Below are 25,335 nucleotides of genomic sequence, written 5' to 3' on the forward strand. Positions count from 1 at the left end.
GGTGTGTCAAGGCGGGAAAGCGTGCCTTGACACACCCGGTCGCCGACTGAAGGGATGGCTGGGATGAGGGGCGGGGGAGGTCTGGTGACGTCGCTGGCCGGGTTGCGTTGCCGGCCGGCGGTTCGCGTGTGGTGATGCTGTTGGTCGGCTCGCGCTGCCGGCTGTCGGTCGTCGGCTGCTGAACCGCGGGTCGGCGCCAGAGGCGTTGCTTGCCTGCGCCGCTCCGGTTGCGTGCCCGCGCGGCTTCGGCGGAAGTGAGCCGCCTCGCCGGCCGAGGGTCGCAAGCCACCCGCCTGCGCCGCTCCGGTTGCGCGCCTGCGCGGCGAGCAAGCCGCCCGCGCGGCTTCGGCGGAGCGAGCCGCCTCGCCCGCCCAGCGTCGCAAGCCACCCACCCGCGCCGCCCGGGCAGCTCCACCGCCGCGAACCGGATCGGCCCCGCGCAGCCGGCAGCGCCACACCCACCGGCGCCCCGCACCAAGGCAGCCACCACCCGGCCCGCCCGCCGAAGCCGACCCGGGGAATCTCTCGCTGCCCAGCGGCGTTACCCACCAAGCCGCGGCTGCGGTGATCCCGCCGCAGGAATGCCTCCGCCCCAACGCCCGCGCGAATGATCGCCCCCGCGACCCGAGGCGTGGGAATGTCCCGCAGCCCGGGGGCGTTGAGAGGTACGCTGGAGGTTCGTCGACCTACAGACCCCCCGCCGCGCTCCTCCCGGACCCGGGCGGGTATCTTTGGAGACCGTGCCCGGCATGCGTCGGGCCGCTCCGCGTGCCGTGCGCATGGGCGGGGTGCTCAGGCACCCGGTCACCGGCTTCGGCAGGTCGGGGTTCCGACGGAAATCCCTCCGGGAAGTTACCGGTCGCGAGACCGTGACGCGGGCCGACACGCCCGACCGCGGGGGCCGGTGAAGACACGAAGAAGCAGATCACGACAGGAAGCTGGTCCATTGCCCACGATCCAGCAGCTGGTCCGCAAGGGCCGCCAGGACAAGGCTGCCAAGCAGAAGACGGCGGCCCTCAAGGGGAGCCCGCAGCGGCGTGGCGTGTGCACCCGCGTGTACACCACGACCCCCAAGAAGCCGAACTCGGCGCTGCGCAAGGTCGCGCGTGTGAAGCTGACCAGCGGCATCGAGGTCACCGCCTACATCCCCGGTGAGGGCCACAACCTGCAGGAGCACTCGATGGTGCTCGTGCGCGGTGGTCGTGTGAAGGACCTTCCGGGTGTCCGTTACAAGATCATCCGCGGTTCGCTCGACACCCAGGGTGTCAAGAACCGCAAGCAGGCGCGCAGCCGGTACGGCGCGAAGAAGGAGAAGAGCTAATGCCCCGCAAGGGTCCGGCCCCGAAGCGGCCGCTGATCTCCGACCCCGTCTACGCCTCCCCGCTGGTCACCCAGCTGGTGAACAAGGTGCTGAAGGACGGGAAGCGGTCCCTGGCCGAGCGCATCGTGTACGGCGCGCTCGAAGGCGCTCGCGAGAAGACGGGCACCGACCCGGTCGTCACGCTGAAGCGCGCCCTCGACAACGTGAAGCCCACCATCGAGGTGAAGAGCCGCCGCGTCGGTGGTGCCACCTACCAGGTGCCGATCGAGGTCAAGCCGGGCCGCTCCACCACGCTGGCCCTGCGCTGGCTGGTCTCCTTCTCGCAGGCCCGCCGCGAGAAGACGATGATCGAGCGCCTGCAGAACGAACTGCTGGACGCTTCCAACGGCCTCGGTGCCTCCGTGAAGCGTCGCGAAGACACGCACAAGATGGCCGAGTCCAACCGGGCCTTCGCGCACTACCGCTGGTGATGACCGCCCGGCTGTCGACCAAGCCATGCCGGGCCCCAAGCTTGAGAACAGGGGAACACTCTCGTGGCACGTGAAGTGCTGACCGACCTGAACAAGGTCCGCAACATCGGCATCATGGCCCACATCGACGCCGGCAAGACGACGACCACCGAGCGGATCCTGTTCTACACCGGGGTCAACTACAAGATCGGTGAAGTCCACGACGGCGCCGCCACCATGGACTGGATGGAGGAGGAGCAGAAGCGGGGTATCACCATCACCTCGGCTGCCACCACCACCTTCTGGGACGACCACCAGATCAACCTGATCGACACCCCCGGGCACGTCGACTTCACCGTCGAGGTGGAGCGCAACCTGCGGGTGCTCGACGGCGCGGTCGCCGTCTTCGACGGCAAGGAAGGTGTCGAGCCGCAGTCCGAGCAGGTCTGGCGGCAGGCGGACAAGTACGACGTCCCGCGCATCTGCTTCGTCAACAAGATGGACAAGCTGGGTGCGGACTACTACTACACCCTGCGCACCATCGAGGAGCGCCTCGGCGTCAAGCCGCTGGCGATCCAGCTGCCCATCGGCGCCGAGAACGACTTCGAAGGCGTCGTCGACCTGGTCCGCATGAAGGCCCTGGTCTGGCGCGGCGAGGTGCAGAAGGGCGAGGACTACACCGTCGAGGAGATCCCGGCCGACCTGGCCGACCGGGCCGCGGAGTACCGCGAGAAGCTGGTCGAGACCGTCGCCGAGACCGACGACGCCCTGATGGAGAAGTTCCTCGAGGGCGAGGAGCTGACCGAGGCGGAGATCAAGGCGGGCATCCGCAAGATCGTCATCACCCGCTCGGCGTTCCCGGTCCTGGCCGGCTCCGCGTTCAAGAACAAGGGCGTGCAGCCCATGCTCGACGCGGTGATCGACTACCTGCCGTCGCCGCTGGACGTCCCGGCCGTCGAGGGCCTGCTCCCCGACGGTGAGACCCCGGCGACCCGCAAGGCGTCGGTCGACGAGCCGTTCGCCGCGCTCGCGTTCAAGATCGCCGCGCACCCGTTCTTCGGCAAGCTGACCTACATCCGGGTGTACTCGGGCAAGGTCGCTTCCGGCGCGCAGGTCATCAACGCGACCAAGGAGCGCAAGGAGCGCATCGGGAAGATCTTCCAGATGCACTCCAACAAGGAGAACCCGGTCGACGACGCCCAGGTCGGCCACATCTACGCGGTCATCGGGCTGAAGGACACCACCACGGGTGACACCCTGGCGGACCCGCAGAACCCGATCGTGCTGGAGTCGATGACGTTCCCCGAGCCGGTCATCCGGGTCGCGATCGAACCGAAGACGAAGGCCGACCAGGAGAAGCTGTCCCTGGCGATCCAGAAGCTGGCCGAAGAGGACCCGACGTTCCAGGTCAAGCTGGACGAGGACACCGGCCAGACGATCATCGCCGGCATGGGCGAGCTGCACCTCGAGGTGCTGGTGAACCGGATGAAGTCCGACTACAAGGTCGAGGCGAACATCGGCAAGCCGCAGGTCGCCTACCGCGAGACGATCAAGAAGACGGTCGACAAGCTCGACTACGTCCACAAGAAGCAGACCGGTGGTTCCGGCCAGTTCGCGAAGGTCATCGTGAAGCTGGAGCCGCTCGAGCGCACCGACGGCGCGCTCTACGAGTTCGACAACAAGGTGACCGGTGGTCGCGTGCCGCGGGAGTACATCCCGTCGGTGGACGCGGGCGCGCAGGACGCGATGCAGTACGGCGTCCTGGCCGGCTACCCGCTCGTCGGGTTGAAGTTCACCCTGTTGGATGGTGCGTACCACGAGGTCGACTCTTCGGAGATGGCGTTCAAGATCGCCGGTTCCATGGCGATGAAGGAAGCCGCGAAGAAGGCCGGCCCGGTGATCCTGGAGCCGATGATGGCGGTCGAGGTGACCACGCCCGAGGACTACATGGGCGACGTCATCGGTGACCTCAACTCCCGCCGTGGTCAGATCCAGGCCATGGAGGAGCGGTCCGGTACCCGTGTCGTGAAGGCACTGGTCCCGCTGTCGGAGATGTTCGGCTACGTCGGCGACCTGCGGTCCCGCACCCAGGGCCGGGCGAACTACTCCATGGTGTTCGACTCCTACGCCGAGGTTCCCGCGAACGTCGCGAAGGAAATCATCGCGAAGGCGACGGGGGAGTAGTTCCCCCAGCGCTCGCGGGCATTAAGGGACTCTCCTGAACGTCCGCAGCACCGACGAAGGAACAATCACGGGGCGGCAGCCACGCCGCCCCGTGAGCACAAAGCGAAATCAGTCCAGGAGGACATTCCAGTGGCGAAGGCGAAATTCGAGCGGACCAAGCCGCACGTCAACATCGGCACCATCGGTCACGTTGACCACGGCAAGACGACTCTGACCGCGGCCATCACCAAGGTGCTGCACGACAAGTACCCGGAGCTGAACGAGTCGCGGGCGTTCGACCAGATCGACAACGCGCCGGAAGAGAAGCAGCGCGGCATCACGATCAACATCTCGCACGTCGAGTACCAGACCGAGAAGCGTCACTACGCGCACGTGGACGCCCCCGGTCACGCGGACTACATCAAGAACATGATCACCGGTGCCGCCCAGATGGACGGCGCGATCCTGGTCGTGGCCGCCACCGACGGCCCGATGCCGCAGACCCGTGAGCACGTGCTGCTCGCCCGCCAGGTCGGCGTGCCCTACATCGTGGTCGCGCTGAACAAGGCCGACATGGTCGACGACGAGGAGATCCTCGAGCTCGTCGAGCTGGAGGTCCGCGAGCTGCTGTCCTCGCAGGAGTTCCCGGGCGACGACGCGCCGGTCGTGCGCGTTTCCGGCCTGAAGGCCCTCGAGGGCGACGAGAAGTGGTCCGAGGCCGTTCTCGAGCTGATGACCGCCGTCGACGACAACGTGCCGGACCCGGTGCGTGAGCTCGACAAGCCGTTCCTGATGCCGATCGAGGACGTCTTCACCATCACCGGTCGTGGCACCGTGGTGACCGGTCGCGTCGAGCGCGGCCAGATCAACGTCAACGAAGAGGTCGAGATCGTGGGTATCCGCGAGAAGTCGACCAAGACCACCGTCACCGGTGTCGAGATGTTCCGCAAGCTGCTCGACTCGGGCCAGGCGGGCGACAACGTCGGCCTGCTGGTCCGCGGTATCAAGCGCGAGGACGTCGAGCGCGGCCAGGTCGTCGTGAAGCCGGGCACCACCACCCCGCACACCGACTTCGAGGGCCGGGTCTACATCCTGTCGAAGGACGAGGGTGGTCGTCACACCCCGTTCTTCAACAACTACCGCCCGCAGTTCTACTTCCGCACCACCGACGTGACCGGCGTCGTGACCCTCCCCGAGGGCACCGAGATGGTCATGCCGGGCGACAACACCGACATCTCGGTCCAGCTGATCCAGCCGGTCGCGATGGACGAGGGTCTGCGCTTCGCCATCCGCGAGGGTGGCCGGACCGTCGGCGCGGGCCAGGTTACCAAGATCAACAAGTGACGTAGGCGCCCTGCGCCCGGGTAATACACCCCCGGGTGCAGGGCGTCAACTCACGTGTGCGACACTATTTTGGTTGCTCGTCCTGGGGCGGCCGATCCTCATCGAGGGTCCGGCCGCCTCGGTGCGAGTGGCCACGGTCCGCGGAGCTCTTTCCTTCGGGTGAGGCGAGCGGGCAAGGGCAGTGAGACGGTCCAGCCGGCTCATAGCCTCCTCACGTTGAGGAAGACCAGGCAAGACGACGATCCCGCGGGATCCGTCTGTGCGTCGGGCGCGACACGCCCGACCGCGTGGACCGGGGACAGGGCCGTTGAACTGCGGAAACCCAGCAAGGGTGGGGACACCCGGCGGGGTTTTGTGAGATAGCGGCACGAGACGACAAGGAACGAGCAGCCACCATGGCGGGACAGAAGATCCGCATCCGGCTCAAGGCCTACGACCACGAGGCGATCGACACCTCGGCGCGCAAGATCGTGGAGACGGTCACGCGCACCGGCGCCCGGGTTGTCGGGCCGGTGCCGCTGCCCACCGAGAAGAACGTTTACTGCGTCATCCGCTCGCCGCACAAGTACAAGGACTCGCGCGAGCACTTCGAGATGCGCACGCACAAGCGTCTGATCGACATCCTCGACCCGACGCCGAAGACGGTCGACGCGCTCATGCGCATCGACCTGCCGGCGAGCGTCGACGTCAACATCCAGTAAGCGTTGGGCGAGCGGCGGAGATAAGAGACTCATGTCTGACAGGCAGATGAAGGGCATCCTGGGCACCAAGCTCGGCATGACCCAGGTCTTCGACGAGCAGAACCGGGTTGTCCCGGTCACCGTCGTCAAGGCCGGTCCGAACGTGGTCACCCAGGTTCGGACCCAGGACAAGGACGGCTACGCGGCCGTGCAGCTGGCGTTCGGCGCGGTCGACCCGCGCAAGGTGAACAAGCCGCGCACCGGCCACTTCGACAAGGCGGGCGTGACCCCGCGCCGGTTCCTCGCCGAGCTGCGCACCACCGACGCCGAGACCTACGAGGTCGGCCAGGAGATCACCGCCGAGGTGTTCGCCGCCGGCGTCGAGGTCGACGTGACCGGGACCAGCAAGGGCAAGGGCTACGCGGGTGTCATGAAGCGCCACGGTTTCAAGGGCCAGGGCGCGAGCCACGGTGCCCAGGCCGTGCACCGCAAGCCGGGTTCGATCGGTGGCTGCGCCACCCCCGGCCGCGTCTTCAAGGGCCTGCGCATGGCGGGCCGGATGGGCAACGACCGGGTCACCACGCAGAACCTGACCGTGCACGCCGTGCGTGCCGAGGACGGCCTGCTGCTGATCAAGGGCGCCGTGCCCGGTCCCAAGGGCGGCCTGCTGTTCGTGCGCAGCGCCGCGAAGGGTGGTAACTCCGAATGACAAGCGTCGAGCTGAAGACCCCGGCCGGTAAAGCCGACGGCACGGTCGATCTCCCCGCGGAGATCTTCGACGTGCAGGCCAATGTCGCGCTGATGCACCAGGTCGTGGTGGCCCAGCAGGCCGCCGCGCGCCAGGGCACGCACGACACGAAGACCCGTGGTGAGGTTCGCGGTGGCGGCAAGAAGCCGTACCGCCAGAAGGGCACCGGCCGTGCCCGCCAGGGTTCGACCCGCGCGCCGCAGTTCGCCGGCGGTGGCGTCGTGCACGGCCCCACGCCGCGCGACTACACCCAGCGCACCCCGAAGAAGATGAAGGCCGCCGCCCTGCGTGGCGCCCTCTCCGACCGGGCCCGCGCCGGCCAGCTGCACGTCGTCACCGAGCTGGTGACCGGCGAGAAGCCGTCGACCAAGGCCGCCAAGACCGTCCTCGCCGCCGTCACGGCCGCGAAGCGCGTGCTCGTGGTGCTGGACCGGGCCGACGAGCTGAGCTGGGTTTCCCTGCGGAACCTGCCCGAGGTGCACCTCCTCTGGGCCGACCAGCTCAACACCTACGACGTGCTGGTCAACGACGACGTCGTGTTCACCAAGGCCGCGTACGACGCGTTCGTCGCCGGCCCCGTCCGCGGTAAGACCGTCAAGGCTTCCGCGCGGTCGGGCGAGGTCACGGAAGGGAGTGACGAGAAGTGAGTTCGGTCGCCATTCCGGACCCCCGCGACATCCTGCTCGCGCCGGTCATCTCCGAGAAGTCCTACGGGCTGCTCGAGGACCACAAGTACACGTTCATCGTCCGCCCGGACGCCAACAAGACCCAGATCAAGATCGCGGTCGAGAAGGTGTTCGGCGTCAAGGTGGTCAGCGTCAACACGGCCAACCGCCAGGGCAAGCGGAAGCGGACGCGCGCCGGCTTCGGCAAGCGCAAGGACACCAAGCGCGCCATCGTGACTCTTTCGCCCGAGAGCAAGGCGATCGAGATCTTCGGCGGACCCACCGCGTAAAGGACTGAGCTGACAATGGGCATCCGCAAGTACAAGCCGACGACCCCGGGTCGTCGCGGTTCGAGCGTCTCGGACTTCGCCGAGATCACCCGCTCCACCCCGGAGAAGTCGCTGCTTCGTCCGCTGAGCGGTTCGGGCGGTCGCAACTCGTCCGGCAAGATCACCACCCGGCACAAGGGTGGCGGCCACAAGCGCGCCTACCGCGTCATCGACTTCCGTCGCAATGACAAGGACGGCATCCCCGCCAAGGTCGCGCACATCGAGTACGACCCCAACCGGTCCGCTCGCATCGCGCTGCTGCACTACGCCGACGGCGAGAAGCGCTACATCATCGCGCCGGAGAAGCTGAAGCAGGGCGACACCGTCGAGAACGGCCCCCGGGCCGACATCAAGCCGGGCAACAACCTGCCGCTGCGCAACATCCCGGTCGGCACCGTGATCCACGCGATCGAGCTCCGCCCCGGCGGCGGCGCGAAGATGGCGCGGTCCGCGGGCGCGAAGGTGCAGCTCGTCGCCAAGGACGGTCCGTACGCCCAGCTGCGTCTCCCCTCGGGCGAGATCCGCAACGTGGACGTGCGCAACCGCGCCACGGTCGGCGAGGTCGGCAACTCCGAGCACGCCAACATCAACTGGGGCAAGGCCGGCCGCAACCGCTGGCGCGGCAAGCGCCCCACCGTCCGCGGTGTCGTCATGAACCCGGTCGACCACCCGCACGGTGGTGGTGAGGGCAAGACCTCCGGTGGTCGCCACCCGGTCAACCCGAACGGTAAGCCCGAGGGCCGCACGCGTCGCCGCAAGGCGTCCGACGCCCTCATCGTCCGCCGCCGGCGTACCGGCAAGAAGCGCTGAGCAGGGAGGTAGAAGCACATGCCACGCAGCCTTAAGAAGGGCCCGTTCGTGGACGACCACCTGCTCAAGAAGGTGGACGCGCTGAACGAATCGGGCAAGAAGACGGTCATCAAGACCTGGTCGCGCCGCTCGACGATCATCCCGGACTTCCTGGGACACACGATCGCGGTGCACGACGGCCGCAAGCACGTCCCGGTGTTCGTCACCGAGGCGATGGTGGGTCACAAGCTGGGGGAATTCGCCCCGACGCGGACCTTCAAGGGCCACATCAAGGACGACCGCAAGTCGCGCCGCCGCTGAGCGGGCACGAGAACAGACAAGGGAAGTAGCGATGAACGCCCAGAACGACGCGACGACCGAGGCTCTGCCTACGGCGTACGCGCGGGCTCGCTTCGTCCGGGACTCGCCGACCAAGGTGCGCCGGGTGATCGAGCTCATCAAGGGACGTAGCGCCGCCGACGCCTTGGCCGTGCTCCGGTTCGCCCCGCAGGCGGCCAGCGAGCCGGTCGCGAAGGTGCTCGCCAGCGCCGTGGCCAACGCCGAGAACAACCTTCAGCTGGACCCGGAGACGCTCTGGGTCAAGAACGCGTACGCCGACGAGGGCCCCACCCTCAAGCGCATCCGCCCGCGGGCCCAGGGCCGCGCGTACCGGATCCGCAAGCGGACCAGCCACATCACCGTCGAGGTGGAGTCGCGTCCGGCCGTCGCGCAGAAGGCTCAGAGCAAGAAGAAGGCAGGTGGCCGGTAGTGGGCCAGAAGATCAACCCGCACGGTTTCCGCCTGGGTATCACCACGGACTGGAAGTCGCGCTGGTACGCCGACAAGCAGTACGCCGAGTACGTGGCCGAGGACGTCAAGATCCGCAAGCTCCTTGCCACCGGCATGGAGCGCGCGGGCATCTCCAAGGTCGAGATCGAGCGCACCCGTGACCGCGTCCGCGTGGACATCCACACCGCCCGGCCGGGCATCGTCATCGGCCGCCGCGGCGCGGAGGCCGACCGGATCCGCGGCGCGCTGGAGAAGCTGACCAAGAAGCAGGTCCAGCTGAACATCCTCGAGGTCAAGAACCCCGAGGCCGACGCCCAGCTGGTCGCCCAGGCGGTCGCGGAGCAGCTCTCCAACCGCGTGGCGTTCCGCCGCGCGATGCGGAAGGCGATCCAGACCTCCATGCGCTCGCCGCAGGTCAAGGGCATCCGCGTGCAGTGCGGCGGTCGTCTCGGCGGTGCCGAGATGTCCCGCTCCGAGCACTACCGCGACGGCCGTGTCCCGCTGCACACGCTGCGCGCCGACATCGACTACGGCTTCTTCGAGGCCAAGACGACGTTCGGTCGCATCGGCGTCAAGGTGTGGATCTACAAGGGTGAGCTCGTCGGTGGCCTGAAGGCCCGCGAAGCCCGCGACGCCGCCGAGCGCGCGCCGCGTCGCGACCGCGACCGCAGCGACCGGCCGTCCCGCCCGCGTCGTTCCGGCGCGTCGGGCACGACCGCCACCTCGACCGAAGCCGGTCGCGCCGCCGCTGCCGCCACCACTGAGGCGGCCCCGGCCACCGAGACCGCAGAAAAGACGGAGGGCTGAGACGTGCTCATCCCGCGCAGGGTCAAGCACCGGAAGCAGCACTCCCCGAAGCGCCACGGCGCCGCCAAGGGTGGCACGAAGGTCAGCTTCGGCGAGTACGGCATCCAGGCGCTTGAGCACAGCTACGTGACGAACCGGCAGATCGAGTCCGCTCGTATCGCCATGACCCGTCACATCAAGCGTGGTGGCAAGGTGTGGACGACCATCTACCCGGACCGCCCGCTGACCAAGAAGCCGGCCGAGACCCGGATGGGTTCCGGTAAGGGTTCGCCCGAGTGGTGGATCGCCAACGTGAAGCCGGGTCGCGTGATGTTCGAGATCTCGTTCCCGAACGAGGAGACGGCTCGCGAGGCGCTGCGCCGCGCGATCCACAAGCTGCCCATGAAGTGCCGCATCGTGACCCGTGAAGGTGGTGAGTTCTGATGGCTAACGCAGGTGCCGCTCAGGCATCGGAGCTGCGTGAGCTCACCGCGGAAGAGCTCGTCCTGCGTCTGAAGGAGTACAAGGAGGAGCTCTTCAACCTCCGCTTCCAGATGGCGACCGGGCAGCTCGACAACAACCGCCGTCTGCGCACCGTCCGCACGGACATCGCGCGGATCTACACGGTCATGCGCGAGCGCGAACTCGGCCTGTCCGTTGCCCCCGACGCCGAGAGTGAAGGTGCCGCATGAGCGAGCCCACCACCGAGACGCCGGCCCGGAACGACCGCAAGGTCCGCGAGGGCTACGTCGTCTCGGACAAGATGAACAAGACGATCGTGGTCGAGCTCGAGGACCGCAAGAAGCACCCCCGTTACTCGAAGGTCGTCCGCACCACCTCCAAGGTGAAGGTGCACGACGAGAACAACGAGGCGGGCGTGGGCGACCGGGTCACCCTGATGGAGACCCGCCCGCTGTCGGCATCGAAGCGGTGGCGCCTGGTGCAGATCGTGGAGAAGGCCAAGTAAGCAGGGCTCTTTAAGAGTTCTTAGTTCCGCAAGGCTCGCTCGTCCGGGCGAGAACCGGCGCGACATACAGGAGTAGACGTGATCCAGCAGGAGTCGCGGCTTCGGGTAGCCGACAACACGGGTGCGAAGGAAATCCTCTGCATCCGCGTTCTCGGTGGCTCCGGGCGGCGCTACGCCGGCATCGGCGACATCATCGTCGCCACCGTGAAGGACGCCATCCCGGCCGCCGGGGTGAAGAAGGGCGACGTCGTCAAGGCCGTCATCGTCCGCACGGTCAAGGAGCGCCGTCGTCCGGACGGTTCCTACATCCGGTTCGACGAGAACGCCGCCGTGCTCATCAAGAACGACAACGAGCCCCGCGGCACCCGCATCTTCGGCCCGGTGGGCCGCGAGCTGCGCGACCGAAAGTTCATGAAGATCATTTCGCTCGCGCCGGAGGTGCTGTGATGAAGGTGAAGAAGGGCGACACGGTCGTCGTCATCGCCGGCAAGGACAAGGGCGCCAAGGGCAAGGTCATCCAGGCTTACCCCGAGCGCGAGCGCGTGCTGGTCGAAGGCGTGAACCGGATCAAGAAGCACACGCGGATCAGCCAGACCCAGCGCGGCGCGCAGTCCGGCGGCATCGTCACGCAGGAGGCGCCCATCCACGTCTCGAACGTGATGGTCGTCGACTCGGACGGCAAGCCGGCCCGGGTGGGTTACCGCATCGGCGAGGACGGCAAGAAGGTCCGGATCTCGCGCCGGAACGGTAAGGACATCTGATGACCACCGCTGAGAAGACCTCTCCGCGCCTCAAGGTGCGGTACCGCGAGGAAATCAAGGGCCAGCTGCAGGCCGAGTTCTCCTTCGCCAACGTCCACCAGATCCCGGGCGTGACGAAGGTCGTCGTGAACATGGGCGTCGGCGACGCCGCCCGCGACAGCAAGCTGATCGAGGGCGCGGTCAAGGACCTCGCCCTGATCACCGGCCAGAAGCCGGAGGTCCGGAAGGCCCGCAAGTCCATCGCGCAGTTCAAGCTGCGCGAGGGCCAGCCGATCGGCGCGCGCGTCACGCTGCGCGGCGACCGGATGTGGGAGTTCCTCGACCGGCTGCTGACCATCGCGCTGCCGCGTATCCGCGACTTCCGCGGGCTTTCGCCGAAGCAGTTCGACGGCCACGGCAACTACACGTTCGGTCTCAACGAGCAGTCGATGTTCCACGAGATCGACCCCGACTCCATCGACCGCCCGCGCGGCATGGACGTCACCGTCGTCACGACCGCCACGAACGACGACGAGGGCCGGGCGCTGCTGCGCAAGCTCGGCTTCCCGTTCAAGGAGAACTGAGCCGATGGCCAAGAAAGCACTGGTCCACAAGGCCGCGAAGAAGCCGAAGTTCGCCGTGCGCGCCTACACCCGCTGCCAGCGGTGCGGCCGCCCGCACGCCGTGTTCCGCAAGTTCGGGCTCTGCCGGATCTGCCTTCGCGAGATGGCGCACGCGGGCGAGCTGCCCGGCGTCCGCAAGTCCAGCTGGTAAGAGCTTCTATTTAACTCCACTTCGCCACAGGCCCCGTCCCGCTCCGGCGGGCGGGGAACCAGGCGAGAAAGGTTGACAGGTCACCATGACGATGACCGACCCCATCGCAGACTTCTTGACGCGTCTGCGCAACGCGAACTCGGCGTACCACGACGAGGTCAAGCTCCCGCACTCGAAGCTCAAGGCGAACATCGCCGAGATCCTCAAGCGCGAGGGCTACATCGCGGGTTACCACGACGAGCCGGGCGAGAAGCACAAGAACCTCGTCGTCGAGCTCAAGTACGGCCCCAACCGTGAGCGGAGCATCGCCGGCCTGCGGCGTGTCTCCAAGCCCGGTCTGCGGGTCTACGCAAAGTCCACCGAACTGCCGTCGGTCCTCGGCGGCCTGGGCATCGCGATCATTTCGACGTCCGGTGGCCTGCAGACGGACCGGCAGGCCAAGCGCAACAGCGTGGGCGGCGAAGTCCTCGCCTACGTCTGGTAAGGGAAGGGGAACAGGCATGTCACGCATCGGAAAGCTGCCGGTCGCCGTCCCTTCCGGGGTCGAGGTGACCATCGACGGTCAGCTGATCAAGGTCAAGGGGCCCAAGGGCACCCTCGAGCACACCGTCGCCGAGCCGATCACCGTCGAGCGCGACGAAGACGGCACGCTGCTGGTGAAGCGCCCGGACGACGAGCGCACCTCCAAGGCGCTGCACGGGCTCACCCGCACGCTGGTGAACAACCTCGTCGTCGGCGTCACCGCCGGCTACGAGAAGAAGATGGAAATCCACGGCGTGGGTTACCGCGTGCAGGCCAAGGGCTCGGACCTCGAGTTCGCCCTCGGCTACTCGCACCCGGTCAAGATCGAGGCCCCGGAGGGCATCACCTTCAAGGTGGAGACCCCGACCCGGTTCTCGGTCTCGGGCATCGACAAGCAGAAGGTCGGCCAGATCTCGGCCGTCATCCGCAAGCTGCGTCGCCCGGACCCGTACAAGGGCAAGGGCCTGCGCTACGAGGGTGAGAAGATCCGCCGCAAGGTCGGAAAGACGGGTAAGTGATCATGAGCGACACGACTACGAAGCGCAAGCCGGTGGGCAAGGACATCTCGACCCGCCGCCGCGTCGCGAAGGCCCGTCGGCACTTCCGGCTCCGCAAGAAGGTCTCGGGCACCGAGCAGCGTCCGCGCCTGGTCGTCAAGCGGTCCTCGCGGCACATCGCCGTGCAGGTGATCGACGACCTCGCCGGCCACACGCTGGTGTCGGCGTCCACCCTCGAGGCGGACGTCCGGGCGGTCGACGGCGACAAGAAGGCCAAGGCCGCCAAGGTCGGGGCCCTCGTCGCCGAGCGGGCCAAGAACGCCGGGATCTCGGCTGTGGTGTTCGACCGTGGGGGCAACGCCTACCACGGCCGCATCGCCGCGCTCGCCGACGCCGCCCGTGAGGCGGGGTTGGAGTTCTGACGATGCAGAAGCTTGTTAACGGAAGGAAAGCCTGATGCCGGGACGTACACGGCAATTCGGCGGCGGCCAGGGTGGACCCGGCGGGCAGGGCGGCAACGACCGCGGTGACCGTCGCGACCGCCGCGACCGGCGCGACAGCGGCCGTGGCGGGGCGGCCCAGGACAAGACCCCGCACCTCGAGAAGGTCGTGACGATCAACCGCGTCGCCAAGGTCGTCAAGGGTGGTCGTCGCTTCAGCTTCACCGCCCTGGTGGTCGTCGGCGACGGCGACGGTCAGGTCGGCGTCGGCTACGGCAAGGCCAAGGAAGTTCCCGCGGCCATCGCCAAGGGCGTCGAGGAAGCGAAGAAGAACTTCTTCCGCGTTCCCCGCGTCGGTGGCACCATTCCGCACCCGATCCAGGGTGAGGAAGCCGCCGGTGTGGTGCTGCTCCGCCCGGCTTCCGCCGGTACCGGCGTCATCGCCGGTGGCCCGGTGCGCGCCGTGCTGGAGTGCGCGGGTGTCCACGACGTGCTGTCGAAGTCGCTCGGCTCCGACAACGCGATCAACATCGTGCACGCGACCGTGGCGGCCCTGAAGGGCCTGCAGCGTCCCGAAGAGGTCGCGGCCCGCCGCGGTCTCCCGCTCGAGGACGTCGCGCCGGCCCGGATGCTGCGCCAGCGCGCGGGCCAGGGGGTCTGACATGGCTCAGCTCAAGGTCACCCAGGTCAAGAGCAAGATCGGCACGAAGCACGCTCACCGCGAGTCGCTGCGCACCCTCGGGCTGCGCAAGATCCGCCAGAGCGTCGTGCGTGAAGACACCCCCCAGGTGCGCGGCCTGATCCACACCGTCCGCCACCTGGTGGAGGTCGAGGAGGTCAAGGCATGACGGCCATCAAGATCCACCACCTGCGTCCGGCTCCGGGCGCCAAGCGCGACAAGATCCGCGTGGGCCGTGGTGAGGGTTCGAAGGGCAAGACGGCCGGTCGCGGTACGAAGGGCACCAAGGCCCGGAAGAACGTGCCGGCCCGGTTCGAGGGTGGGCAGATGCCCATCCAGATGCGGCTCCCGAAGCTCCGCGGCTTCAAGAACCGCTTCCGCACCGAGTACCAGCCGGTGAACGTGGGCGACATCGCCCGCGTCTTCCCGGACGGCGGCACCATCGGCGCCGACGAGCTGGTCAAGGGCGGTCTGGTCCGCAAGGGCAAGCTGGTGAAGGTCCTCGGCAACGGCGACGTGAACGGCGTCAAGCTGAACGTCACCGCCGACGCGTTCTCCGGCTCCGCCAAGGAGAAGCTCGAAGCGGCCGGTGGCTCCGCCACCACCAACTGAGGCAGCCGACGGCTGAACAAGCCTCACTGAGGTTGCTCGTCCGAAGGCCCGTCCGGCTCACGCCGGGCGGGCCTTCGGCGTTCCCGGACTTCCTTGCCGGAAGCCGGATCCGGGCGGAGGATCACAGGGGTGGACAGACCCGCACAAGACCCCCCACCCCCGGCTGGCGCGGCGGATTCACCGCTGAGCTTCCCGGTCGAGGCGCCCAAGCTCGCAGGGGTCGAGCCGGGAGCCGGAGCACCGGCAGGCGCCCCGGGGGAGGCGGCAGTGCCAAGCCAGGACGACCCCCTGGCATCCCCGTCGGAGGCGGCGGCCGCACCGCCGAGGCAGGGCGATCCGCTGACCTTCCCCGCGGCGGCCGCACCGCCGAGGCAGGGCGACCCGCTGACCTTCCCCACGCCAGACGCACCCCACACCGAGCCGCCGCTGTTCCCGGCGGAAACCCCGCCCGCGGAGCCCCTCGCCTTCCCCGCGGCAGCCACGCCCCATACCGAGCCACCGCTCTTCCCACCCCCCACCCCGCCCGGCCAACTACCGTTCCCGGTCGCCGAGCTCCCCACCGTCGCCGCCGGGCCCCCGCCGGCCGCCCCCGCGGCCGCCCCGACGCCCGTCCAAGCCCCCGCTCCCGAGCCGCCCGCCTCCCGGCTGCCCCGGCACCTCCCGGCGGCCCTCGCGGCCCTGGCGGCCCTCCTGGCCGTCGGAGGCTGCTTCCTGCCGCTCTTCCGGATGCTCCAGGAACTCTCCTTCCGCCAGGGCTTCGGCGACGCGCAGCTGACCATCACCGAGACCGCCTGGGGCAACCGCATCGAGGTCTCCGGCCAGGAACCCACCGACCGGCCGGGGGTGCCCGTCGGCATCCCGGTGATCGTCGCGATCGTTCTCCTGGCCGCCGCAGCATTCGCGGCCTTCTCCCGGCCCGGGCGCGGCCTCACCCGGTGGCTGCTGTCGGCCGGTGCGGTGTTCGCCGCGGGCGTCGTCACCACCGTCGCGATGTTCCGGTTCGAGCTGGCCGCCATCGCCGGGGAAGAGGTGGACCTGGAGGTCACCACCGGGCCCGGCATGTGGCTCCTGGCCCTGGCCGCCGTGGCGGCCGCCGCCGCGGCGGTCGTGGCCCACCTGCCCCTCCTGGGCCACCTCCGGGACCCCGCCTGGGCCGATCCGGCCGTCGCCTACGCCGACACCCCGACGCCGCCCTCCGGGGTCGCGATCACCGTGCTGCCCCCGGATGAGCCGGACGAGCCGGACGAACCGCCGCTACGGTGAACACGTGTGGGTCTTCTTCGGCGCCTCCGTGCTCGTCGCCCTTACGCCAGGGGCGAACAACCTGCTCGGCCTCCACCACGGCATGACGCACGGTGTTCGCCACGGCCTCGCCGGTCTGGGTGGCCGGCTGGCCGCCTTCACCCTGCTGATCGCCGCCGTCGCGGCCGGGCTCGGGCAGCTCCTGGCCGCCTCCGAGACCGCTCTGACGATCATCAAATGGGCCGGCGCCGCCTACCTGCTCTACCTCGGCGTCCGCCTGCTCTGGTCCACCTTCCGGGGCAAAAACACCCCGAACGAGCTGCCCAAAACCCCCACCACGGCCTGGCGGGTCACCCGCAAGGAGTTCGGTGTCGCGATCACCAACCCGAAGGCGATCCTGATCTTCACCGCCTTCGTCCCGCAGTTCATCGACGCAGGTCACGGCTCCTTTTCGACGCAGATCGCGCTGCTCGGCGCGGTCTATCTGCTGGCCGAGTTCCTGGCCGGCTCGGTCTACGTCGTCGCCGGCGCCGCGGTGAAGACGATCAAGCTGCCCCGGCGGGGCGTCGACCGGGCGACCGGGGTGGTGCTCGTCGGGCTGGCCGGCGTGCTCGCGACGTCGAACGCCTGATCCACATTCTGTCAAGGAATACCGCCAAGACGGCGATGTGGATCAACCCGCCGGAGCAACCTTGGTACGGAAAACGCACACGGACTGCGGACACGCCCTGTGAAGCTGTTAGAGTCGGCGACACGCTTCGGGACGAGTGTGCCCCGAAGCGTTCCTGGCTTGCGTGCCAGTAGTGCTGTGTGTTCCCGCCGGCCCCGTGCCGGCCAAGCCGATCGTCGGTTAGGACAGCCGACGACGCCGAGGAGGTCCCCCGCGTGCTCAGCGCCTTCCGCTCGGCTCTCGCGACGCCGGATCTACGCAAGAAGATCCTGTTCACGCTAGCCATCGTCGCGGTTTACCGAATCGGTGCGACCATTCCGGCGCCCGGCATCTCGTACGGTGCCGTACAGGCTTGTAGCTCCCAGGCGCAGCAGGAGGGCGTCTACCAGCTGCTGAACCTGTTCAGCGGTGGTGCGCTGCTGCAGCTGTCGCTCTTCTCGACCGGCATCATGCCGTACATCACGGCGAGCATCATCATCCAGCTGCTCACCGTGGTCATCCCGCGGTTCGAGGAGCTGAAGAAGGAAGGGCAGTCCGGCCAGGGCAAGCTGACCCAGTACACCCGGTACCTGACGATCGCGCTGGCGATCCTGCAGGCCACCGGGGTGGTCGCGCTCGCGGACCGCAAGCAGCTCTTCCCGGACTGCGACCAGCCGATCATCCCGGACAACAGCGTCTACTCGCTGGCGATCATCGTCATCACCATGACCGCGGGCACCGCCGTCATGATGTGGCTGGGCGAGCTGATCACCGAGCGCGGCGTCGGCAACGGCATGTCCGTCCTGATCTTCCTGAACATCGCCGCGCGCATCCCGGTCGAGGGCGGCAACATCCTCAGCAACGCCGGTGGCCTCGGCCTGGCCGTCGTCTGCGCCTTCGGCCTGGTGATCATCGCCAGCGTCATCTTCGTCGAGCAGGGCCAGCGCCGGATCCCGGTGCAGTACGCCAAGCGCATGATCGGCCGCCGGATGTACGGCGGCACGTCGACCTACCTGCCGATCAAGGTGAACCAGGCCGGCGTCATCCCGGTGATCTTCGCGTCGTCCCTGCTGTACCTGCCGGACCTGATCAGCCGTCTCGTCGGCGACCAGAACAGCAACTCCGGCTGGCAGGTGTTCATCCGGAACTACATCGTGAACCAGTCCAGCTGGGTGCACATCCTGCTGTACTTCGCGCTGATCATCTTCTTCACGTACTTCTACATCACGATCACGTTCAACGTGGACGAGCGTGCGGAAGAGATGAAGAAGTTCGGTGGCTTCATCCCGGGCATCCGCCCCGGCCGCCCGACGGCCGAGTACCTCAGCTTCGTGCTGGGCCGGATCACCCTGCCGGGCTCGCTGTACCTGGGCATCATCGCGATCCTCCCGAACTTCTTCCTGTCGGTGACCGGTAGCGGGAACAACCAGAACTTCCCGTTCGGTGGCACGGCTGTGCTGATCATGGTCGGTGTCGGCCTCGACACCGTGAAGCAGATCGAAAGCCAGCTGATGCAGCGCAACTACGAAGGGTTCTTGAAGTGACGCGCCTGGTTCTCGTCGGCCCGCCCGGTGCGGGCAAGGGCACGCAGGCGGTGGCCCTGTCCGAGCAGCTGCGCATCCCGCACATCTCGACCGGTGACCTGTTCCGCGCCCACGTCGGCCAGGAGACCCCGCTCGGCCAGGAGGCGAAGCGCTACCTGGACTCGGGCGAGCTCGTGCCCGACTCGGTGACCAACGAAATGGTCCGCGAGCGGCTCGCCGAGCCGGACGCCAAGGCCGGCTTCCTGCTCGACGGCTTCCCCCGCAACACCAAGCAGGCCGAGGTCCTCGGCGAGATCCTGGGCGACGCGGACGTCGCGCTCGACGCCGTGATCCAGCTGCAGGTGCCGGAGGACGTCGTCGTCGCGCGGCTCATGTCGCGCGGCCGCGCGGACGACACCGAAGAGGTCATCCGCCGCCGTCAGCAGATCTACGTGTCGGACACCGCGCCGCTGCTGGAGTACTACGCCGACATCCTGGTGACCGTCGACGGTGTCGGCAGCGTCGAGGAGATCTCCGGCCGGGTGCTGAAAGCGCTGCGCGACCGCACGTGAACCTCGGAGGATTGCGTGTTCTGCAAGTGCTCCGCCGTGGGCGCATGATCGAAGTCAAGACCCCGGACGAGCTGCAGGCGATGCGGGCCGCGGGCCTCGTCGTCGCCCGCACGCTCGCGGCGGTCCGCGCCGCGGCGAAGCCCGGTGTCAGCACGGCCGAGCTCGACGAGCTGGCCGAGCAGATGATCCGGGACGCCGGCGCGGTGCCGTCGTTCAAGGGCTACCACGGGTTCCCGGCGTCGATCTGCGCGTCGGTGAACGAGCAGATCGTGCACGGCATCCCGGCGAAGACCCAGGTGCTGGCCGACGGCGACATCATCTCCGTCGACTGCGGCGCCATCCTCGACGGCTGGCACGGCGACTCCGCCGTCACGCTGGCCATCGGCAAGGTCTCCGACGCCGACCTGGCGCTGTCCGCGGCGACCGAGGCGGCGATGTGGGCCGGCATCGAGGCGGTCAGTGCCGGTGGCCGGCTCACCGACATCTCCCACGCCGTCCAGTCCGCCGCCGAGCGCGCGGGCCGCGACGACGGCATCGAGTACGGGATGATCGTCGAGTACGGCGGCCACGGCATCGGCCGCCAGATGCACATGGACCCGTTCCTGCCGAACGTCGGCAAGCCGGGCAAGGGCCCCCGGCTCAAGCCCGGCATGGCCCTGGCGATCGAGCCGATGCTCACCGGCGGCGGCGGCGAGACCCGCGAGCTGGACGACGGCTGGACGGTCGTCACGGCCGACGGCTCCCGCGCGGCCCACTGGGAGCACACCGTCGCGATCACCGAAGACGGCCCCTGGGTGCTCACCGCCCCTGAGGACTGATTTCGGGGGTCCGGGTGGCGGAGCCCCCGGCCCCGGGCGAAGCCCGGGATGTCACAGACTCCTGACCTGGCCATTCACCCACAAGCGGTGATCGCCATCACGTCCACCTGCACAGTCCTTTAGCATGGTCACCCCCGGTTTGGGGGTCGCGACACGACCTGCGTACACTGTCAAGTCGGCGCACTTATCGCGCCCGGATCCTGCGCGCTCGTGAATTCACGGTCTTGGGAGCCGGGCACCAGTGTGCCACGCAACACCCGACCCAGCACTAGTGCTCGAGTTGATCAGGTGTGGCGACAGACGCTGCAGACAAGGAAATGCGGAGGACATGGCGAAGAAAGACGGGGCCATCGAGGTCGAAGGCCGCGTAGTCGAGCCGCTCCCCAACGCGATGTTCCGCGTCGAGTTGGAGAACGGTCACAAGGTCCTGGCACACATCAGCGGCAAGATGCGGCAGCACTACATCCGCATCCTGCCGGAGGACAGGGTTGTCGTGGAGCTTTCGCCCTACGACCTCTCTCGTGGTCGCATCGTCTACCGCTACAAGTGATCACGAAGAGCGGCTCAGAAGCAGGAGAGCAGAAGACGTGAAGGTTCAGCCGAGCGTCAAGAAGATCTGCGACAAGTGCAAGGTGATCCGCCGTCACGGCCGGATCATGGTGATCTGCGAGAACCTGCGGCACAAGCAGCGGCAGGGCTGATCGCCAAGCACTCGACCAGAGTGGATTGACGGCTACACAACCTCCCCGCACCTGCCGGCTCACGTGAGTGAACCGGTTCACCCCCGGGCTTCAGGCCGGGGCTGGGACACCCGAGGCGCAAGCCGAGGGCACGACAGGCGAGTCGGTCCCGGAACCGGACGGGGAGCAGACCTGAAGAAGAAACCGAAGAAGGAGCATCAGCGCCAATGGCACGACTCGCTGGCGTAGACCTCCCCCGCGAAAAGCGGTTGGAGATCGCGCTTACCTACATCTACGGCATCGGCCGTACCCGCTCGAAGCAGCTCATCAAGGCTGCCGAGCTCAACGCGGACACCCGCGTCAAGGACCTCAGCGATGACGACCTCGCGAAGCTGCGTACGTACATCGAAGAGAACTTCAAGGTCGAGGGTGACCTTCGCCGTGAGGTGAACGCCGACATCCGTCGGAAGATCGAGATCGGGTGCTACGAGGGCCTTCGCTGGCGCCGCGGACTTCCCGTCCGTGGTCAGCGCACCAAGACGAACGCCCGCACCCGCAAGGGTCCGAAGAAGACGGTCGCCGGCAAGAAGAAGGCTGGCAAGAAGTGAGCGTCCAGGGCAAGAAGGTCGTGCAGATGGGTGGCGTTCAGCGCCGCGGCTCGGCTTGTGTCTCGCCCAAGGCGCTCTACGCCCGCCCGATGGCGCTCCGCAACCTGTACACCGACGCCGGTTCGATCATCCGGCGCGGCCAGGCCGAAGCGGTCGCCGCTCACCAAGAGAACGCGCGCTAACAGGAGAACCCTCAGAACATGCCACCGAAGTCTCGTACTGCGGCCGGGGCCAAGAAGGTCCGCCGCAAGGAAAAGAAGAATGTCGCGCACGGTCACGCGCACATCAAGAGCACCTTCAACAACACCATCGTCTCGATCACGGACCCGACCGGTGCCGTGATCGCGTGGGCGTCGAGTGGGCACGTGGGCTTCAAGGGCTCCCGCAAGTCCACCCCGTTCGCCGCGCAGATGGCCGCCGAGAACGCTGCCCGCAAGGCCGCCGAGCACGGCATGAAGAAGGTCGACGTCTTCGTGAAGGGCCCGGGTTCGGGCCGCGAGACGGCGATCCGCTCGCTGCAGGCGGCCGGCCTCGAGGTCGGCACCATCCAGGACGTGACCCCGCAGCCTCACAACGGCTGCCGCCCGCCCAAGCGGCGCCGGGTCTGAGGAACGGGGAGGAGTAAGAAGAAATGGCTCGTTACACCGGCCCCGCGACGCGTATTTCGCGTCGCCTCAAGGTTGACCTCATCGGCGGCGACCAGGCTTTCGAGCGTCGCCCCTACCCGCCGGGCCAGCACGGCCGCGGGCGCATCAAGGAGTCCGAGTACCTCCTGCAGTCGCAGGAGAAGCAGAAGGCTCGTTACACCTACGGCGTTCTCGAGCGCCAGTTCGTCCGGTACTACAAGGAAGCCGTCCGGCGTCCGGGCAAGACCGGTGAGAACCTGCTGCAGATCCTCGAGTCCCGCCTGGACAACGTGATCTATCGCGCCGGCATCGCCCGCACCCGCCGCCAGGCGCGTCAGCTGGTGAGCCACGGCCACTTCCTGGTCAACGGCCAGAAGGTGAACGTCCCGTCGTTCCAGGTCACCAAGTGGGACATCATCGACGTGCGGCCGAAGTCCATGGGCATGCTGCCGTTCGTCGCGGCGAAGGAGTCCTTCGGCGAGCGCCCCATCCCGGCGTGGCTGCAGGTCGTCCAGTCCAACCTCCGCGTGCTGGTCCACCAGCTGCCGGAGCGTGCGCAGATCGACGTTCCGGTTCAGGAACAGCTGATCGTCGAGCTCTACTCGAAGTAGTCCGGCACCGTCGGACAGGGCGGCGGCGCGACAGGTGCGCCGCCGCCGCGCCATCCCTTCGACGTCATATGGCGGGCGTCGTCTGGAAAGGAACTAGGAAGAAATGCTGATTTCCCAGCGGCCGGCTCTCGGCGAAGAGACGGTCAACGAGACCCGCTCCCGGTTCACCATCGAACCGCTGGAGCCCGGCTTCGGCTACACGCTCGGCAACTCGCTGCGGCGCACGCTGCTGTCGTCCATCCCGGGCGCGGCCGTGACGAGCATCCGCATCGACGGCGTGCTGCACGAATTCACCACCGTTCCCGGGGTGAAGGAAGACGTCACCGACATCATCCTGAACCTCAAGGAGCTCGTGGTGTCCTCGGAAGAGGACGAGCCGGTCACCATGTACCTGCGCAAGCAGGGCCCGGGTGAGGTCACGGCGGCCGACATCGTGCCGCCGGCGGGTGTCACCGTGCACAACCCGGATCTGCACATCGCGTCGCTGAACGGCAAGGGCAAGCTCGAAATCGAGCTCGTCGTCGAGCGCGGCCGCGGTTACGTTCCGGCCCTGCAGAACAAGCAGGCGGGCGCGGAGATCGGCCGGATCCCGGTCGACTCGATCTACTCGCCGGTGCTCAAGGTGACCTACAAGGTCGAGGCCACCCGTGTCGAGCAGCGCACCGACTTCGACAAGCTGATCCTGGACGTCGAGACCAAGCCGTCGATCACGCCGCGGGACGCGGTCGCGTCGGCCGGCAAGACGCTGGTGGAGCTGTTCGGTCTCGCCCGCGAGCTGAACGTCGACGCCGAGGGCATCGAGATCGGCCCGTCGCCGCAGGAGGCGGACACCATCGCCGCCTACGCGATGCCGATCGAGGACCTGGACCTCACCGTCCGGTCGTACAACTGCCTCAAGCGCGAGGGCATCCACACGGTGGGCGAGCTCGTCTCGCGCAGCGAGGCGGACCTGCTCGACATCCGCAACTTCGGCGCCAAGTCGATCGACGAGGTCAAGCTCAAGCTCGTCGGTCTCGGCCTCGCGCTGAAGGACAGCCCGCCCGGGTTCGACCCGACCGCGGCGGCCGCCAGCTACGACGGCGAAGGCTGGTCGGAGGGTGTCGGTGGCATCGCCGACGGGATTTCGGACGGCCACGACGATGGCCAGGACTACGCAGAGACCGAGCAGCTCTGAGGCCGTGTGCCTGGACGCTGTGAGCTGAACTAGGAGAACCAATGCCCACCCCTACCAAGGGAGCCCGGCTCGGCGGGTCGTCCGCGCACGAGCGGCTGATCCTGGCCAACTTGGCCACGCAGCTGTTCGAGCACGGCAAGATCACGACCACCGAGGCGAAGGCCCGCCGGGTCCGCCCGCTGGCCGAGAAGCTGATCACGAAGGCGAAGCGGGGCGACCTGCACAACCGTCGTCAGGTGCAGAAGGTCGTCCGTGACAAGGACGTCCTGCACAAGCTGTTCGCCGAGATCGGTCCGCACTTCGCGGAGCGCGCGGGTGGCTACACCCGGATCACCAAGACGATGCCGCGCAAGGGCGACAACGCCGCCATGGCCGTCATCGAGCTGGTGGCGGAGAAGACGGTGACTTCGGAAGCCGAGCGCGCTCGCAAGACGAAGTTCGCCAAGGACGAGAAGGCCACCGCCCCGGCTGCTGCCGAGGAGACCTCGACCGAGGAGACCACCGAGGCGCCCGCCGCCGAGGAGGCCAAGGCCGAGGACACCGCCGCCGAGACCGAGGCTCCGGCTTCGGACGACGCGGACGCCAAGAAGGACTGACGTCCTGACGGCCGCTTCGACACCGGACGAGCCCGCCACTCCCCCCGGGGAGGGCGGGCTCGTTCGTCTGCGCTTGGACGTCTCTTACGACGGCACGGACTTCTCGGGCTGGGCCCGCCAGCCGGGCCGCCGCACGGTCCAGGGCCTCCTGGAGGAGGCCCTGGAGAAGCAGCCTCCGGGGGCTTCGGCGCCGAAGTCCGTCGTCGTGGCGGGCCGCACGGACGCCGGCGTCCACGCGACCGGCCAGGTGGTGCACGTCGACGTGGTGCCCCTCTCGTCGCCTTCGGGCCGGATTCCGGTGTCCCCGGAAGGCATCCCGGACCTGACGCGCATGACGGGCCGCTGGAACCGCCTGCTGCCGGGCGATGTGCGCGTGCTGGGCGCCCGGGTGGCGCCGGAAGGCTTCGACGCCCGGTTCTCGGCGATCCGCCGGCACTACCGCTACCGGGTCTCGGACGCGCCGTGGGGCGTGGACCCGCTGCGCCGCCACGACACCCTGGCCTGGAACCGTCCACTGTCGACGGACGCGATGAACGCGGCGGCGGCGGACCTGCTGGGCCTGCACGACTTCGCGGCGTACTGCAAGCAGCGCGACACGGGCACGACGATCCGCGAGCTGCAGCGCCTGGAGTGGGCCCGGGTGGACGACCACCTGCTGGAGGTCCGCGTTTCGGCGGACGCGTTCTGCCACTCGATGGTCCGCAGCCTGGTGGGGGTGCTCCTCCTGGTCGGCGACGGCCGCCGCACCGACGCGTGGCCGTCGAAGGTCCTGGAGAGCGGCATCCGCGACAGCGCGGTGGCCCCGGCTCACGGCCTCACCCTGCTCGGCGTGGACTACCCGCCGGACGCCGAACTCGCGGGCCGGGCAGCCCAAACCCGCAACGTCCGCACGGCCCCGTAACCCAAACGTCGCGAATGACTCATTCGGGACCTCCGAGGTCC

At 68.2% G+C, this 25,335-nt stretch carries 39 protein-coding genes; all 39 read left to right on the forward strand.

Annotation, left to right across the window (positions count from 1 at the left end):
- Positions 1 to 946: 946 nt before the first annotated feature.
- The 39 genes from rpsL to truA all read left to right on the forward strand — a co-directional run bounded on the left by rpsL (position 947) and on the right by truA (position 25,294).
- The gene (rpsL, locus tag ACWDN5_RS36840) at positions 947 to 1,321 is read left to right on the forward strand and encodes a 30S ribosomal protein S12 (protein ID WP_003102113.1); all 375 of its coding nucleotides are present in this window, start codon (positions 947 to 949) and stop codon (positions 1,319 to 1,321) included.
- Complete coding sequence (rpsG, locus tag ACWDN5_RS36845) at positions 1,321 to 1,791, forward strand: 30S ribosomal protein S7 (protein ID WP_003102106.1); 471 nt, start codon at positions 1,321 to 1,323, stop codon at positions 1,789 to 1,791. The genes rpsL and rpsG overlap by 1 nt, the downstream gene beginning before the upstream one ends.
- Positions 1,792 to 1,854: 63 nt before the next feature.
- Entirely contained in the window at positions 1,855 to 3,954 is a 2,100-nt protein-coding gene (gene fusA / locus ACWDN5_RS36850; RefSeq protein WP_378189240.1) for an elongation factor G, read from the forward strand.
- Positions 3,955 to 4,083: 129 nt separating this feature from the next.
- On the forward strand, positions 4,084 to 5,277 hold the full coding sequence (tuf, locus tag ACWDN5_RS36855) for an elongation factor Tu (RefSeq protein ID WP_003102101.1): 1,194 nt from the start codon (positions 4,084 to 4,086) through the stop codon (positions 5,275 to 5,277).
- A 395-nt stretch (positions 5,278 to 5,672) separates the two neighbouring features.
- Positions 5,673 to 5,978, forward strand: a complete 306-nt coding sequence (gene rpsJ, locus ACWDN5_RS36860) for a 30S ribosomal protein S10 (protein WP_003102098.1) — start codon at positions 5,673 to 5,675, stop codon at positions 5,976 to 5,978.
- A 31-nt stretch (positions 5,979 to 6,009) separates the two neighbouring features.
- Positions 6,010 to 6,666: a 50S ribosomal protein L3 gene (rplC, locus tag ACWDN5_RS36865; protein WP_003102093.1), complete on the forward strand. Its 657-nt coding sequence runs from the start codon at positions 6,010 to 6,012 to the stop codon at positions 6,664 to 6,666.
- The gene (gene rplD / locus ACWDN5_RS36870) at positions 6,663 to 7,352 is read left to right on the forward strand and encodes a 50S ribosomal protein L4 (RefSeq protein ID WP_310967699.1); all 690 of its coding nucleotides are present in this window, start codon (positions 6,663 to 6,665) and stop codon (positions 7,350 to 7,352) included. The genes rplC and rplD overlap by 4 nt, the downstream gene beginning before the upstream one ends.
- Positions 7,349 to 7,660, forward strand: coding sequence for a 50S ribosomal protein L23 (rplW, locus tag ACWDN5_RS36875; RefSeq protein ID WP_003102087.1), 312 nt, complete (start codon positions 7,349 to 7,351; stop codon positions 7,658 to 7,660). The genes rplD and rplW overlap by 4 nt, the downstream gene beginning before the upstream one ends.
- A 15-nt stretch (positions 7,661 to 7,675) precedes the next feature.
- On the forward strand, positions 7,676 to 8,509 hold the full coding sequence (rplB, locus tag ACWDN5_RS36880) for a 50S ribosomal protein L2 (protein ID WP_310967696.1): 834 nt from the start codon (positions 7,676 to 7,678) through the stop codon (positions 8,507 to 8,509).
- An 18-nt stretch (positions 8,510 to 8,527) separates the two neighbouring features.
- Positions 8,528 to 8,809, forward strand: coding sequence for a 30S ribosomal protein S19 (gene rpsS, locus ACWDN5_RS36885; protein ID WP_003102083.1), 282 nt, complete (start codon positions 8,528 to 8,530; stop codon positions 8,807 to 8,809).
- A gap of 31 nt (positions 8,810 to 8,840) precedes the next feature.
- Entirely contained in the window at positions 8,841 to 9,257 is a 417-nt protein-coding gene (gene rplV / locus ACWDN5_RS36890; RefSeq protein WP_003102079.1) for a 50S ribosomal protein L22, read from the forward strand.
- The gene (gene rpsC / locus ACWDN5_RS36895; RefSeq protein ID WP_086842942.1) at positions 9,257 to 10,084 is read left to right on the forward strand and encodes a 30S ribosomal protein S3; all 828 of its coding nucleotides are present in this window, start codon (positions 9,257 to 9,259) and stop codon (positions 10,082 to 10,084) included. Before rplV ends, rpsC begins: the two co-directional genes overlap by 1 nt.
- Positions 10,085 to 10,087: 3 nt before the next feature.
- Positions 10,088 to 10,507 carry a 50S ribosomal protein L16 gene (gene rplP / locus ACWDN5_RS36900; protein ID WP_004558864.1) on the forward strand — a complete coding sequence of 140 codons (420 nt, stop codon included), beginning with the start codon at positions 10,088 to 10,090 and terminating at the stop codon, positions 10,505 to 10,507.
- A complete protein-coding gene (gene rpmC, locus ACWDN5_RS36905; protein ID WP_013222608.1) occupies positions 10,507 to 10,755 on the forward strand; it encodes a 50S ribosomal protein L29 in 249 nt (82 codons plus the stop codon). The genes rplP and rpmC overlap by 1 nt, the downstream gene beginning before the upstream one ends.
- Positions 10,752 to 11,030: a 30S ribosomal protein S17 gene (gene rpsQ / locus ACWDN5_RS36910; RefSeq protein ID WP_004558866.1), complete on the forward strand. Its 279-nt coding sequence runs from the start codon at positions 10,752 to 10,754 to the stop codon at positions 11,028 to 11,030. The genes rpmC and rpsQ overlap by 4 nt, the downstream gene beginning before the upstream one ends.
- Positions 11,031 to 11,108: 78 nt before the next feature.
- Positions 11,109 to 11,477 carry a 50S ribosomal protein L14 gene (gene rplN / locus ACWDN5_RS36915; RefSeq protein ID WP_004558867.1) on the forward strand — a complete coding sequence of 123 codons (369 nt, stop codon included), beginning with the start codon at positions 11,109 to 11,111 and terminating at the stop codon, positions 11,475 to 11,477.
- Positions 11,477 to 11,791, forward strand: a complete 315-nt coding sequence (gene rplX / locus ACWDN5_RS36920) for a 50S ribosomal protein L24 (protein ID WP_013222610.1) — start codon at positions 11,477 to 11,479, stop codon at positions 11,789 to 11,791. Before rplN ends, rplX begins: the two co-directional genes overlap by 1 nt.
- On the forward strand, positions 11,791 to 12,354 hold the full coding sequence (gene rplE, locus ACWDN5_RS36925; RefSeq protein ID WP_013222611.1) for a 50S ribosomal protein L5: 564 nt from the start codon (positions 11,791 to 11,793) through the stop codon (positions 12,352 to 12,354). The genes rplX and rplE overlap by 1 nt, the downstream gene beginning before the upstream one ends.
- Positions 12,355 to 12,358: 4 nt before the next feature.
- Positions 12,359 to 12,544: a type Z 30S ribosomal protein S14 gene (locus ACWDN5_RS36930; protein ID WP_004558870.1), complete on the forward strand. Its 186-nt coding sequence runs from the start codon at positions 12,359 to 12,361 to the stop codon at positions 12,542 to 12,544.
- Positions 12,545 to 12,629: 85 nt separating this feature from the next.
- Positions 12,630 to 13,028, forward strand: coding sequence for a 30S ribosomal protein S8 (rpsH, locus tag ACWDN5_RS36935; protein WP_004558871.1), 399 nt, complete (start codon positions 12,630 to 12,632; stop codon positions 13,026 to 13,028).
- 16 nt (positions 13,029 to 13,044) lie between these two features.
- On the forward strand, positions 13,045 to 13,584 hold the full coding sequence (gene rplF, locus ACWDN5_RS36940; RefSeq protein WP_043781945.1) for a 50S ribosomal protein L6: 540 nt from the start codon (positions 13,045 to 13,047) through the stop codon (positions 13,582 to 13,584).
- Positions 13,585 to 13,586: 2 nt separating this feature from the next.
- The gene (gene rplR / locus ACWDN5_RS36945) at positions 13,587 to 13,985 is read left to right on the forward strand and encodes a 50S ribosomal protein L18 (RefSeq protein WP_004558873.1); all 399 of its coding nucleotides are present in this window, start codon (positions 13,587 to 13,589) and stop codon (positions 13,983 to 13,985) included.
- Between the two features lie 34 nt (positions 13,986 to 14,019).
- Positions 14,020 to 14,664: a 30S ribosomal protein S5 gene (rpsE, locus tag ACWDN5_RS36950; protein WP_004558874.1), complete on the forward strand. Its 645-nt coding sequence runs from the start codon at positions 14,020 to 14,022 to the stop codon at positions 14,662 to 14,664.
- A gap of 1 nt (position 14,665) precedes the next feature.
- Positions 14,666 to 14,851 (forward strand): 50S ribosomal protein L30, encoded by a 186-nt coding sequence (gene rpmD / locus ACWDN5_RS36955; protein ID WP_033291195.1) that lies wholly within the window; start codon positions 14,666 to 14,668, stop codon positions 14,849 to 14,851.
- On the forward strand, positions 14,848 to 15,294 hold the full coding sequence (gene rplO, locus ACWDN5_RS36960; RefSeq protein WP_086842934.1) for a 50S ribosomal protein L15: 447 nt from the start codon (positions 14,848 to 14,850) through the stop codon (positions 15,292 to 15,294). The genes rpmD and rplO overlap by 4 nt, the downstream gene beginning before the upstream one ends.
- Before the next feature lie 267 nt (positions 15,295 to 15,561).
- Positions 15,562 to 16,557 carry a hypothetical protein gene (locus tag ACWDN5_RS36965; RefSeq protein WP_449679540.1) on the forward strand — a complete coding sequence of 332 codons (996 nt, stop codon included), beginning with the start codon at positions 15,562 to 15,564 and terminating at the stop codon, positions 16,555 to 16,557.
- A gap of 4 nt (positions 16,558 to 16,561) precedes the next feature.
- Entirely contained in the window at positions 16,562 to 17,167 is a 606-nt protein-coding gene (locus tag ACWDN5_RS36970; RefSeq protein WP_449679541.1) for a LysE family translocator, read from the forward strand.
- A 254-nt stretch (positions 17,168 to 17,421) separates the two neighbouring features.
- A complete protein-coding gene (gene secY / locus ACWDN5_RS36975) occupies positions 17,422 to 18,729 on the forward strand; it encodes a preprotein translocase subunit SecY (protein ID WP_310967684.1) in 1,308 nt (435 codons plus the stop codon).
- Positions 18,726 to 19,280, forward strand: coding sequence for an adenylate kinase (locus ACWDN5_RS36980; RefSeq protein WP_310967683.1), 555 nt, complete (start codon positions 18,726 to 18,728; stop codon positions 19,278 to 19,280). Before secY ends, ACWDN5_RS36980 begins: the two co-directional genes overlap by 4 nt.
- Before the next feature lie 44 nt (positions 19,281 to 19,324).
- Positions 19,325 to 20,098: a type I methionyl aminopeptidase gene (gene map, locus ACWDN5_RS36985; protein WP_449679542.1), complete on the forward strand. Its 774-nt coding sequence runs from the start codon at positions 19,325 to 19,327 to the stop codon at positions 20,096 to 20,098.
- Positions 20,099 to 20,426: 328 nt separating this feature from the next.
- Positions 20,427 to 20,648, forward strand: coding sequence for a translation initiation factor IF-1 (gene infA, locus ACWDN5_RS36990; RefSeq protein ID WP_004558881.1), 222 nt, complete (start codon positions 20,427 to 20,429; stop codon positions 20,646 to 20,648).
- Positions 20,649 to 20,685: 37 nt separating this feature from the next.
- On the forward strand, positions 20,686 to 20,799 hold the full coding sequence (rpmJ, locus tag ACWDN5_RS36995) for a 50S ribosomal protein L36 (protein WP_004558882.1): 114 nt from the start codon (positions 20,686 to 20,688) through the stop codon (positions 20,797 to 20,799).
- A 206-nt stretch (positions 20,800 to 21,005) separates the two neighbouring features.
- Positions 21,006 to 21,386: a 30S ribosomal protein S13 gene (gene rpsM / locus ACWDN5_RS37000; protein ID WP_004558883.1), complete on the forward strand. Its 381-nt coding sequence runs from the start codon at positions 21,006 to 21,008 to the stop codon at positions 21,384 to 21,386.
- Positions 21,383 to 21,568: a hypothetical protein gene (locus ACWDN5_RS37005; RefSeq protein ID WP_013222623.1), complete on the forward strand. Its 186-nt coding sequence runs from the start codon at positions 21,383 to 21,385 to the stop codon at positions 21,566 to 21,568. The genes rpsM and ACWDN5_RS37005 overlap by 4 nt, the downstream gene beginning before the upstream one ends.
- Positions 21,569 to 21,586: 18 nt before the next feature.
- On the forward strand, positions 21,587 to 21,994 hold the full coding sequence (gene rpsK, locus ACWDN5_RS37010; protein WP_004558885.1) for a 30S ribosomal protein S11: 408 nt from the start codon (positions 21,587 to 21,589) through the stop codon (positions 21,992 to 21,994).
- A 23-nt stretch (positions 21,995 to 22,017) separates the two neighbouring features.
- Positions 22,018 to 22,623 carry a 30S ribosomal protein S4 gene (gene rpsD / locus ACWDN5_RS37015; RefSeq protein ID WP_125306120.1) on the forward strand — a complete coding sequence of 202 codons (606 nt, stop codon included), beginning with the start codon at positions 22,018 to 22,020 and terminating at the stop codon, positions 22,621 to 22,623.
- A gap of 103 nt (positions 22,624 to 22,726) precedes the next feature.
- On the forward strand, positions 22,727 to 23,797 hold the full coding sequence (locus ACWDN5_RS37020) for a DNA-directed RNA polymerase subunit alpha (RefSeq protein ID WP_004558887.1): 1,071 nt from the start codon (positions 22,727 to 22,729) through the stop codon (positions 23,795 to 23,797).
- 41 nt (positions 23,798 to 23,838) lie between these two features.
- Positions 23,839 to 24,393, forward strand: a complete 555-nt coding sequence (gene rplQ / locus ACWDN5_RS37025; protein WP_449679543.1) for a 50S ribosomal protein L17 — start codon at positions 23,839 to 23,841, stop codon at positions 24,391 to 24,393.
- 73 nt (positions 24,394 to 24,466) lie between these two features.
- Positions 24,467 to 25,294, forward strand: a complete 828-nt coding sequence (truA, locus tag ACWDN5_RS37030) for a tRNA pseudouridine(38-40) synthase TruA (RefSeq protein ID WP_449679544.1) — start codon at positions 24,467 to 24,469, stop codon at positions 25,292 to 25,294.
- Positions 25,295 to 25,335 lie beyond the last annotated feature (41 nt).

It is taken from the genome of Amycolatopsis sp. NPDC003731, assembly GCF_053586895.1.